General features: G+C 38.9%; 11 protein-coding genes. 6 read left to right on the plus strand and 5 right to left on the minus strand.

Features of this window, described 5'->3' with window-relative positions:
• Positions 1-305: 305 nt before the first annotated feature.
• The 3 genes from AKG34_RS03530 to AKG34_RS03540 all read right to left on the minus strand — a co-directional run bounded on the left by AKG34_RS03530 (position 306) and on the right by AKG34_RS03540 (position 3,010).
• On the minus strand, positions 306-803 hold the full coding sequence (locus tag AKG34_RS03530) for a DinB family protein (RefSeq protein ID WP_053344804.1): 498 nt from the start codon (positions 801-803) through the stop codon (positions 306-308).
• Positions 804-999: 196 nt separating this feature from the next.
• Complete coding sequence (locus AKG34_RS03535; RefSeq protein ID WP_053344805.1) at positions 1,000-1,545, minus strand: dihydrofolate reductase family protein; 546 nt, start codon at positions 1,543-1,545, stop codon at positions 1,000-1,002.
• Positions 1,546-1,798: 253 nt separating this feature from the next.
• Positions 1,799-3,010: an MFS transporter gene (locus AKG34_RS03540; protein WP_053344806.1), complete on the minus strand. Its 1,212-nt coding sequence runs from the start codon at positions 3,008-3,010 to the stop codon at positions 1,799-1,801.
• Between the two features lie 269 nt (positions 3,011-3,279).
• Here AKG34_RS03540 and AKG34_RS03545 point away from each other — a divergent pair, with 269 nt between their 5' ends.
• From AKG34_RS03545 to AKG34_RS03560, 3 genes are all read left to right on the plus strand, one after another.
• Complete coding sequence (locus AKG34_RS03545) at positions 3,280-4,584, plus strand: CitMHS family transporter (RefSeq protein WP_053344807.1); 1,305 nt, start codon at positions 3,280-3,282, stop codon at positions 4,582-4,584.
• Positions 4,585-4,744: 160 nt separating this feature from the next.
• Positions 4,745-5,377 (plus strand): superoxide dismutase family protein, encoded by a 633-nt coding sequence (locus AKG34_RS03550; RefSeq protein WP_053344808.1) that lies wholly within the window; start codon positions 4,745-4,747, stop codon positions 5,375-5,377.
• 551 nt (positions 5,378-5,928) lie between these two features.
• Positions 5,929-6,702, plus strand: a complete 774-nt coding sequence (locus AKG34_RS03560) for an IclR family transcriptional regulator (RefSeq protein ID WP_082612981.1) — start codon at positions 5,929-5,931, stop codon at positions 6,700-6,702.
• 35 nt (positions 6,703-6,737) lie between these two features.
• Here the strand turns inward: AKG34_RS03560 and AKG34_RS03565 are convergent, their stop codons facing one another.
• Positions 6,738-7,520, minus strand: a complete 783-nt coding sequence (locus AKG34_RS03565; RefSeq protein ID WP_053344810.1) for an IclR family transcriptional regulator — start codon at positions 7,518-7,520, stop codon at positions 6,738-6,740.
• 165 nt (positions 7,521-7,685) lie between these two features.
• Between AKG34_RS03565 and AKG34_RS03570 the strand changes: the two genes are divergently transcribed.
• Genes AKG34_RS03570 through AKG34_RS03580 form a run of 3 tightly spaced genes read left to right on the plus strand, consistent with a single transcriptional unit; the run spans position 7,686 to position 9,987 of the window.
• Positions 7,686-8,918, plus strand: coding sequence for an FAD-dependent monooxygenase (locus tag AKG34_RS03570; RefSeq protein WP_053344811.1), 1,233 nt, complete (start codon positions 7,686-7,688; stop codon positions 8,916-8,918).
• A gap of 23 nt (positions 8,919-8,941) precedes the next feature.
• A complete protein-coding gene (locus AKG34_RS03575; RefSeq protein ID WP_053344812.1) occupies positions 8,942-9,352 on the plus strand; it encodes an acyl-CoA thioesterase in 411 nt (136 codons plus the stop codon).
• Between the two features lie 59 nt (positions 9,353-9,411).
• Positions 9,412-9,987 carry a hypothetical protein gene (locus AKG34_RS03580; protein ID WP_053344813.1) on the plus strand — a complete coding sequence of 192 codons (576 nt, stop codon included), beginning with the start codon at positions 9,412-9,414 and terminating at the stop codon, positions 9,985-9,987.
• 380 nt (positions 9,988-10,367) lie between these two features.
• Here AKG34_RS03580 and AKG34_RS03585 read toward each other — a convergent pair whose 3' ends face one another.
• Positions 10,368-11,639, minus strand: a complete 1,272-nt coding sequence (locus AKG34_RS03585; RefSeq protein WP_053344814.1) for a phenylacetate--CoA ligase family protein — start codon at positions 11,637-11,639, stop codon at positions 10,368-10,370.
• Between the last annotated feature and the right edge of the window lie 28 nt (positions 11,640-11,667).

An 11,667-nucleotide genomic window follows, 5' to 3' on the forward strand; every position in this document is an offset into this window, starting at 1 on the left:
TTAATAATGTTTATTGGCTCCATCATGGGTTAGTAAATCTATATGAACGATATACAAAACTACGTCAGACTTAAACTGAACCGCCGTATACCGAACGGTATGTACGGTGGTGTGAGAGGTCGGAGGCTAGGCGCCTCCTCCTACTCGATTATGAACGTATCAAATAGTTGATGCAGCTATAACCGAATTGCAAATGATGATTTCGGTTTACTTTTAGGTATTGAGGAGAACAATCGGTTAAAGCTTTGATCATTTTCAATACTTCGTATAGAACTAACATACCCATAAGTTAAGTAAGAAAGGATTTAATTAACTCCATTTTTAGAATCCCATACAACTTGTGCTTTTCTTATTTCCACGATTTGTCCGATATGATATGCATTATGAATATTTATATTTGCAATAACTGACGACCAAGGTGCATCAGATTCCTTATATGCAGCACTATGAAATTTTTCTTCATCGCAGTCTTTAATAGCATCAGCCCAATCAGACATTACTCTAAGTAACTGCAATACTACGGATTGCCATTCTTCATTTGTTTCATTCGGATTCGTACTATCAAACGTAGCGGTATTGTTGACTTCTTCTTGGGAAAGTGGAAGACCTTTGAATCGGTTCAGATACCGTTCATTCCAAAAAATTAAATGGTTAACTATCTGCCAGATGGAATTGCTGTCCCCTGTTTTCCAAGAAGCTTGTTCTGCTGAGAGTCCATCTATTGCGATGTTAAGAGGTACAAACCAGTTCTTTTGTTCATAACAAGCACCCATTTGTTCTAATAATACAGCTTTTAGATTCATTCTAAAGCCCCCTTGAAGTAAATGGTTATTATTAATTATTTTAATAAATAGCCCTACAATTCTTTATTTCGTTATACTGGTCCGTTACTTCAACAAGCTTACCTGGATAGTTCCATACAAAAAAGAGCTGCCGAAGCAACCTCCATTATTGAGGTTAAGCACCCGTTAGCTAAATTTCTCAGAAATTCAACATTTTCTAAGAATAAATAATATTATAAGTTGGTTTTACTACTCCGTTCGTATATTGTTTCATATCAACTAATTCCAAGGTCAAACGAGGTTTAACACTGCCGAATAGAGGAATACCTTCACCAATCATTACTGGATTGACCTTTAACACTAATTGATCAATGAGTTTATGCTTGATTAACGTACCACCTAGTTGGCCACCTCCGCATAGCCACAACTTACCGGATTCTGTAATTTTGAGATTGTGTATATAATCTACTGCGTTGCCTTTTATTAGTTCCACTTCATCGTTAGATTCAAACTGTATGGTGTTTGAGAAAATATAATGCTTCAATCCCTTATAAGCACTAGGTTCGCCCGGCTTAAGACCAAATTGAAAGCCGTATTCGTACGTTTTTCCACCCATTAAGACCGCATCATATTGCTGTATATCGGATATGAAATCTGTAACGTGCTCTCCTTCGGATAAAAAGATTGAATCGTCAGCTACCCCATTTAAATCTGCAATAAAGTTGTCAAGTGTAGTTGCAACATGATAAATCAATTTTGCCATTCAGACATCCCTCCATGAAAACAAACTTCCTTATTAATTCTATAAAATAGTTTAATTTCCTTTAATTGTTATTATGCTAATCTGGTACCGTTAATCCTTCATTATCAAAACATGCTCTAAAATATTCAATTGAATTATTCATATTATATGAAGACACGTTTTAATCATTTTTCTATCATTTAAAGGTGTTTTCTGCTAGTAGAATAAAACAGCCTGCTCCAAATTGGAAGCAGGCTGTTTTGCGGAAATGTGATTAATGTGATCTGGCTAACTCTGGATTGCGGTGCATCGCGGCATAAAGGACAAGTCCGGCGATGAGAAGCAAGGTGCTGGTCGTGATGAAAACAGCTGAGAATCCATAGAAGCCAGCGACCATTCCGCCCATAGCAGGTCCGATGATATTGCCTAAAAAGCGTAGACTCGTATTGTAACCAAGTACTTCCCCCTGCATTGCAACGGGCGCTTCTTGGCGAATGTAGGCAATTCTTACAGGGATGATGCCACCTATGGCCATGCCTAGTATGAAACGTACAAAAACAAGCTGCCAAAAATGATTAATAAAGGCACCAGGCAAGTAGACAAGTGCAGTCAGAAAAAGGAGCAGCACAAGAATCTTCACATGTCCATGCCGATCACCTATCTTGCCCCAGTGCCGTGCCATCAATAAATTCCCAAGGCCTGCTGCAGAAAAGGCGATACCTGAATAAAATCCAAGATTGGAAGTTCCATGCAACTCGCCAACGTATAAAGAAAGAATAGGCTGGATGCTAAAGTGGGCAACTTGAACAAGTGTCGAAATGAGCATGACATTCACTAGGATGGGATTCCGTAAGATATGCGAGAGAACCTCCCTGCTTGTATAGCTCGTCTTTGTTCCTTTTTGTCGTTCCACTTGGTATTCTCTGGTCGCAAAAACGAGAAGTCCAGATATGAAAATCGTAATAGAGGTGAATTTAAAGGCTGTTGAATAGCCGAGAGTGTCAGCAAGTATGCCGCCAATCAATGGCCCGAAGAGTGAGCCAGTTATATTCCCTGTTTGCAATGTTCCTAAAACGCGTCCGGCTATTTCCTTCGGTGTCTGGGTAGAAATGAAGGCCTGCGACATAGAAATGAAGCCAGTGAATATTCCCATGAACATTCTTAAGAGGAATAACTGCCATACATTTTGAACAAAGCCCATTAAGAAAATAGACAACCCCATTCCAAAAGCACAGGCAATCAAGATTTTCTTTCTCCCGTACCTGTCTCCAATCCGCCCCCAAATAGGTGAAAATAAAAAGGCAGTCACAAAAGTAATTCCAAATGTCCATCCGGACCAATGCTGGATATATTGAGTAGAATAATTGCCGAATGTACCAATGTATAAAGATATGAATGGAAGAACCATTGTCATGCTTCCACCAATGAAGAAGTTGGCGAACCACATAATGAATAAATTCCGTTTAGCTAATTTATGATCATTCATTTACAAGCAACACTTCTTTCCTCCGAAATAAACTTCGGGTTCCTAAATAATAGTATACAGAAGTAAACTAATTTATTAAACGAATTTGATTTTGGATGAGTTTTTGGGATACATGGTTGTAAGAGTTTGAAAAACCTGTTTTTTAATGAATGCACCAATGATATAATGAGAAAATATTGATTTTTCAGAAAAATAAGAAAAATGAAAGGGGTCTGTAGATCGCATTAAAAAGAAGTACGTTTACTTTTCAAATTAAAGGAGATTTTCACATGTTATCAATTCTAGGGTTTTGCATGATTTTAACGTTTCTTGTCTTAGTCATCACAAAGCGTCTATCCGTAGTTGTCGCTTTCATCTTCACTGCTATAGCTTTTGGCTTGATTGGTGGGTTTGCTTCCGAAATGGGAGAAATGATGGTGGCAGGTATTTTAAAGGTAACACCAACAGCAGTCATGATTGTTTTTGCTATTTTATATTTTGGTTTGATGATTGACGTTGGTTTATTTGAACCTATGATCGCAAAAATACTGAGTTTTGTAAAAGGCGACCCGCTAAAAATTGTCATGGCTACTGCCATTATAACGATGTTAGTAGGTTTAGATGGAGACGGTTCTTCCACATTTATGATCACCGTTTCAGCAATGCTACCGCTTTATATGAAGTTAGGGATGAACAGGCTTGTATTGGCCAGTGTCGTTGGTTTAGCTGCAGGTGTCATGAATATTATTCCTTGGGGAGGTCCGTTAGTAAGAGCGGCCGCCAGTCTTCAAGTGGAAGTATCAGATTTATTCATCCCGCTTATACCTGTTATGATTTGCGGTCTGTTATGGACACTGTTTGCGGCTTATATACTTGGCAAAAGGGAGAGAGAGAGATTAGGTGTTAGTCCGATGGAGACAGCTATGCCTCCTGGAATGAGCGAGCAAGCTGCGGCTGTTGAAGCTTCTAATGGAACATCCAAGTTATTTTGGTTTAATTGGTTCTTAACAATTTTACTTATGGTGTTGTTGGTGATGGAAGTGCTGCCGATACAAATCTTATTTGCTGCTGCTTTTGCGATAGCTTTATTTGTTAACTTTCCAAATCCACAAGAACAGCAGGAAAGAATTCTAAGTCATGCCAATAGTTTTGTCATGATTTGTACATTAATTTTCGCGGCCGGAATTTTTACGGGTGTATTCACGGAAACAAAAATGATGGATTCGATGGCAGCTTCTATCGTAACGGTTATTCCAGATTGGCTTGGTGCACATTTACCTTTAGTGGTAGCGCTTACGAGCATTCCGATGGGCTTCATTTTTTCACCTGATGCCTACTACTTTGGAATTCTTCCTATTATAAGTGAAACAGCATCGAACTTTGGAATTACTCCTGTAGAAATAGGAAGGGCAGCCTTGTTAGGTCATTCAACAACAGGATTTCCCTTATCCCCATTGGTACCTGCGACATTCATTTTGATTGGCCTTGTCGGTGTGGATTTTGGAGACCATCAAAAATTCCTATTTAAATGGGCGTTTGGGACAACAATCGTCATGACGATAGCGGCCATTACTTTCGGCGTTATCTCATTATAAAGTGTGAGTCTAATAAGCTATATAAAAAAATGTTGACTGTGAAATTAGTAAGGTGTTTCCTCTCACTAGTGTAATCTATTTTCCTATTTATTCCGCTTTCTGTTTATATAGTGGAAAGTATTAAGTAGAATATACATAACAGAGAGAGAGGGAATTTATCATGAACTATAAACAAAAACTTATGCTGCCTATATGTGCTGCCTTTTTACTGTATGGATGTAATTCAGAGGATAATTCAAATGGTGCAGACAGAAATGCTGAAGATACAAAAACAGTGAGTCAAGATTCTCCAACGGAGGTAGATCCGCAGGTGAAGGCAGAAGTCAAAGATGTAGAGGGTAAAACATTAGGTACTGTCAACTTTTCCGCGGAAGAGAATTCTGTAGTAATTGAGACCACTTTGAAAGGCCTTGAGCCAGGGTATCATGGATTCCATGTCCACGAAAACGCAGCATGTGACGCAGATGCTAAGGAAGGTCCTTTCACTACAGCAGGAGGACACTACAATCCAACTGAAGAAACACACTCCAGTCATGCAGGTGATATGCCCCCTCTTTATGTAAAAGCAGATGGGACTGCAAAATATACGGCAACATTAGATAGCATAACGGTAGACCAACTCAAGAAAGAAGAGTTAGCTGTCATCGTTCATGCAAACCCGGACAATTTTGCTAATATCCCTGACCGTTATGGAGCTAATGGAAAAAAGGGACCAGATGAAGATACCTTGAAAACAGGTGATGCAGGTGACAGACAAGCTTGTGGAATTGTTGTAAGTGAAGAGGAAAAATAAGTAAGAGTATGAGCGATTCTTCTAAGGAGGAATCGCTTTTTATATGAAGATAAAACTAAGAGAGATGATAATTAGTAATAATAGATGCACCCAGACAAAAGATTTAATGATAAGCACAGCCCAAATCTTCCTTCGTAAGCCAAAGTATAGAATGGTACAGAAAAATAATAAACTGATACTGCAACGAAACATCGGGTATCTTGAATTAATATCCACCAAAAATAGAGCGACATTGATTAACGCTGCTAGGATAAATAAAAAGATGTATGTCTTAAATATCCTTTCTTTTCGTTGAAACTCAAGTTGAAATTGGTACATCGAATTATCCCTCAATTTAATCCTTTTATTAAAATCTAACACACAAGTTATTTACTTTTTCTCACTTGATTCTACAATTCTTCCTTAAACAAGAATTATCCATATAATCTAAATATGAGTCATCAAGGGAATCAATTCTATCAAATTCTATTGCAAGGTGATTCAATATAAAGTAAATTTTAAGAATATTTAAAATTCTAAAAAGTACTCTTTGTGGTAAAGGTTGGGGTTATATGGAGAAAAAAATGAATGAACCATATCTTTCATCCGTTAAAAATGCGATGAAGATATTACGGTTATTTAAGGAACGCCAGAATGAGTTGAGTGTAACGGAAATTGCAAATATGATAGACATGCCAAAAAGTACGACACATTGGTATATTAAACTACTTGAAAAAGAAGGATTCTTATCGAAAAACCCTCGTACTAAACGCTATCGTCTTGGTTTGGCTCTATTGACTCTAGGGGGTGTTGTTTTTAGTCATAAAGATTTATATAAAGAAGCTCTGCCAATCGTTCAAAACCTTGTGAATCAGTTGGATGAAACAGCACAGATTTGTTTACTGGAAAATGATGATGTCGTCTATTTGTTTCGTACCGAGTGCTCCAATCCCGTACGCCTTTTAACACAGATTGGCCGGAGAAATCCAGTTCACTGTACCAGTGAGGGGCTTACGATACTAGCGTTCCAAGATGAAAAAACAATAGGATCAGTATTAAGGAATGAACTGCATGGATACACTCCTTATACGATTACGGATCCAGTTCATTTAGAAACTGAGCTGAAAAATATTAGGGAAAAGAAGTATGTGATCTCAAGAGACCAATATTATCAAGGGTTTGTGGGAATTGCTGCTCCGATTTATGATTATAAAGAAACTGTGGTTTCTTCTCTTTCCATGATTGGTCCAACTTCCCGGATTACTGAGGATAAGTATCCTATATTTATTGAGAAAATTAGTAAAGCCGCTGGGGAAATCTCAGAAATGCTTGGCTACTATAAGTGATCAAGAACGGGTTCCGTGCTAATAACGGGACCCATCTATCTAATTTTTTGTCTCATCTTCCGTTCCGTAATGATTTCCGTAAGCTTTTTAGCCGCGCTTTTCGCCTCTTTTATACATTCTTTCTGAAAGGACTGTCGACCAATACGTTCTACAGGCCCTGTGATGTTAATGGATGCTATCACTTTTCCTTGCTCGCTAAAAACAGGCGCCCCAATAGAAATGATGCCTTTTTTGAACTCCTGATCGCTGACGGAGTACCCAAGGCATTTAACTTCGATTAGTTTTTTTCTAACATCGTCTGCATGTGTTAATGTCCATGGGGTGAACGCTTTCAATTCACCTGAAAGAACTTCATTTACAACCTGTTCTGTCTCGTAAGCAAGAATAACCTGTCCTGTGCTTGTACAATGCGGTGGGTTCCGTTTTCCTAAATGAGTCAGGACTTCGACAGGGAATTCGGATTCTATTTTTTGTAGATAAATAATGTCCTTATCTTCTAGAATTCCAAGGTGTGACGATTCACCAGTTCTTTCTGTAAGGAGATTAAGGATTGGCATCGAATCTTTTAAAATAGGTAACTGGCTATTGACTGTGTTGGTTAAGGCTAAAATTGAAACCCCAAGGCTGTACCCGTTTGTATTTGGATCTTTATAAACAAAGCCTTCACTAGCCATAGTTGTTAACAGACGGTGGACGGTGCTTTTCGCCAAGCTACATCTTTCGGCAATTTCTGTGATTCCCATCTCTGGTTCATCCATTGAAAAGCTTTTTAAAATGATTAAAGCATTTTCAATGGAGGAGTTCCTGCTACTTTTCAAAGGTATTCACCTCGTTCAATGATATATTTCAATATATCATGATTGATTAATTATCTAAAGATTTTCATAATTTATAATTTGTACAACATAGCGGAACGAAGCGGTTTTTTATATCCGCATTTACAATTATTATTACCTTATAAGAAGTGAATAGGAGTGATTGAGATGCAAACGAATCAAACGGATCATTTATACCGTCAGAGCATAGTTATTGGGGCTGGCCCTGTTGGCTTAACAGCTGCGTTGGCATTGAAAAACCTAGGACTGGAAGTAGCAGTTTTAGAAGGAGAGCCTAAGGATAGACAAAGACCAGGAAGCCGTGCCATTTATCTACATAAAGCCACACTCGGCCTTATAGATGAAATTTCTCCGGGACTTGGATATAAACTTACTGAAAATGGAGTGGTTTGGCCTGTTAAAAGAACGTTATTCCGTGGGAAAGAAGTGTATGTACGTAACTACGGTGCACCAAAAACGGAAGAATTACCTCCTTTTACAAGCTTACCTCAAGTAGAGGCAGAAAAATATCTTTATGAAGCTTGTATTAAAGCGGGCATAGAATTCTTCTACGATAAGCCGGTAACTGACGTTAAGACTAGTGAAAATGGGGTGGAAGTGTATATTGGATCTGATGAAGTTTGGAAAGCGGACTACATCATAGCGGCTGATGGCGGGCGATCAGCTGTACGCCAGGCTATAGGCGTAGAGCTTGAAGGTCCTCGAACGAAAGATACCTTCTTAGTGGTTGATGTGATTGAAGATAAAGAAAATCCGCTTCCCCTTGAAAGGATCTTTCATTACCAACACCCGGCAATGGGCGGAAGAAATGTGATGTATGTTCCATTTAAAGGTGGCTGGCGCGTGGATTTGCAGCTACTAGATGGTGATGATCCTGAGGAGTTCAGCGGGAAGGAAGGCGTCCAAAATTGGCTCCCTAAAGTCATGGATGCAAAATACGCAGATGCTATTACATGGGTTTCCACATATACATTCCACCAAGCGGTATCAAGTTCTTATACTGATGAAAATAATCGTGTTCTTCTTGCTGGAGAAGCAGCGCATTTATTCGCTCCATTTGGTGCTCGGGGTTTGAATTCAGGTGTACCCGATGCAATCATTGCGGCCAGGGGAATTAGAAAAGCCGTGGACTCAAGTAATTTAGATGAAGCGAAACAAGCGATTGCTGATGCAGCAAATGAACGCAGAATAGCAGGTTTATACAATCGCGAAGGCTCTAATACGGCCCTTCATCATATTCAAGGATCATCTTCTTATATGAACACAAAAAAAGAGGTGGCTGCTTCACTTTCAACCATTGTCCCGTCGATTGGACGCTGGCTTGATGAAGGTCCATATGGTCCGAGATCTGGTCCGCCGGAATTGACAACAAAATACTAATTAAAAATCAAAGAGGTGATTAGATGGGTGCAGTTACTTATGATTTTCAAGTGAAATGGGGAGATACGGATGCAGCAGGAATCGTATATTACCCGAATTTCTATAGCTGGATGGATGAAGCTACGCATCATTTTTTCAAAACACTTGGCCATCCTACATCTAAATTATTTACAGAGAATCGAATAGGGGTTCCTTTACTTGAAGCACATTGCAGCTTTCGAATCCCCTTATTTCATGAAGATGATGTCCAGATTCAAACGGAAGCGATAGAAATCCGTGATAAGGTTTTTAAGCTGATCCATACTTTTATGAGAGATAATGACGTCATCGCGGAAGGATATGAGCTACGCGCCTATGCATCTGTAGCAGATCATAAACCCAAGGCGCAGTCCATTCCAGAGGAATTGAAATCGAAAATGGAAATAGGCGCATGATTGTTTCCTGAAAATATCATATATCCAAATACATTTAGTAATGGAAAGGAGATCAGGTGATGGCAGAGTTAAAAGAAAAAGAGCAGCAGTCTGGGGCTGAACGGGAAACTCGTACTATAGCACTTATTCAAAAGGTTTCTAAATTCAACTGGTTTGAAAATGTGGGTGAAGAAAAGGGACGTCTTGAAGCTGAGCAAGCATTAAAAGCATTCATTACACAAAATGAATTAGGAATAGGAAAGATTGAATGGATATCTAGAGGTGAATTTGTAGCTTCTTATGCAGATGCCCCAATCAGCAAAACAGGACTATATGAATTTATAGATAAAAGTTATCAAACCATTGTTAATGAAGCTCAAGAAAAGGGGCACGACACGGATGTAGCGAAAGCGGTCGATGCTGTGACAGATTCAGTTTTTCATTCAGCATTTGATAAGGCATTTGAGTTATTTAGTGACTCTAGTGAAGAATTGGTAAAATATGTTGTAGAATTAACAGTTTATATAGCATTAATGGCTTATGCCCAGGAGGCGGAAGGGCATAGTGGAGAAAATAGCTTTGCCCAGCTAGCGGCGGTTCTCGAACAAGGACACTTACCAGTTAATATAGCTGATGGAACCACTTACGTATTATAAGAGAAATGTATGATGGATATCGGCGGCCAATTAGGCCGCCTTTTAATGTTGGGTCACACTCATTGTTTTGGAATGTGTTGTTTGGTTTAAGCAGATGTTTTTTATCATTGGGTATAATGTGCAGACCTTTTACGGGATAAGAAGAAGTCTGCAAGGCTTAATGGAGTAATGATTATTAAAAAGGTTTATGATTTGATGATGCCCATATTCTCCTTATGTGGCGAAGGGGTAGTGCAAATAACAAGTATTTCATTATTCTAATAATCGTCCTTTCAATCGCAGTTTCAAATTATTGGAGGTTTCAATTATTTTTTATTTACAGAAAAAAGACCTTCAAAGAAATGAAGGTCTTAGTATAAGTAATCGCTTTCAAAAATGATTTAGATGGCGTCTCTTTCGTCCAAAACACGCCTTGCCTTCATATCGAAACGTGGAAGGATGTTGGATTCTACGACCTCTACATCAATTCTTAAACCGACACGGTCTCTTAAATGTGTGGCTAAAATGGAGGAGATATCTGCGTTTGTTTCAATTTGCAGCTTGATTTGATCCATGCCGCCTTTTGTATAATATATAATGCGGTATTCAGTTATTGCTGAAAATTCACGTACAATGGCTTCAATGGAGGATGGGTAAATATTGATTCCGCGAATGACGACCATGTCATCTTTGCGTCCGATAATCCCCTTTGGAAGAAGTTTATAAGTATTCCCGCAAGGACAAGATTCACTAGAGTGAATTACAAGATCTCCAGTCCTATAGCGAATAAGTGGATATCCATAACGACCTAAGTTCGTTAGTACCAATTCCCCGCGTTCTCCAATTTCTACAGGTCTAAGCGTGTCTGGATTAACTACCTCCGCAATAAATTCTGATTCATTGACATGAAGACCATTATGCTCCGAGCAGGAATACCCGTACGCGCCCATTTCGGTCATGCCTACATGGTCAAAAAGAGTAGCTCCCCAAATGGTTTCAATTTGATTTCTAATAGAGGGAACAGATCCGCCTGGTTCACCTGCAGTAATGATTTTTTTGATTGCCGTTTCACGTAAGTCGATACTATTTTGTTCTGCTACTTCTCCAAGGTGTAACGCATAGCTTGGGGTGCCGAGAAGAACGGTGGCGTCATTTTCAATGAGACTATTCAGCCTTTCCTTAGAAGTCTGGCTTCCTCCTGTAATAACTAATGCCCCTAATTTTTTTGCTGCTTCAAAAGCACCCCAGAAACCGATAAAAGGTCCAAATGAGAAGGCTAAGTAAACGGTATCATCTTTCGTAACACCGCTGGACCGAAATACTTCAAGCCAACAATCCTCCCACCAACTCCAGCTTTCCTTAGTATCCATAACTTTCAATGGCCTTCCTGTTGTTCCTGAAGTCTGATGATAACGAACATATTCTGATTTAGTGAAAGTATGGTTTTTTCCATGAGGAGCAAAATTCTTTTGATCTTCCACCAATTCGGCTTTTGTAGTGAACGGTAGCTCTTGCAAATCATTAGTAGAACGTATCGGAAAAGATATATTATTTAGCTTTTCTCTATAAAACTCATTATATTGAGAAACAAATACGAGCATTTGATTGAGTTTTAGAAGTTGAGTATCAGACAAGTTAGTATGTAAATCGGGTTGCTGTTGACTTGCTACCATGAAAAATTCCTCCTTTTAGTTTTCACTA

This window comes from Peribacillus butanolivorans, assembly GCF_001273755.1.
Classification (GTDB): Bacteria; Bacillota; Bacilli; order Bacillales; family DSM-1321; genus Peribacillus; species Peribacillus butanolivorans.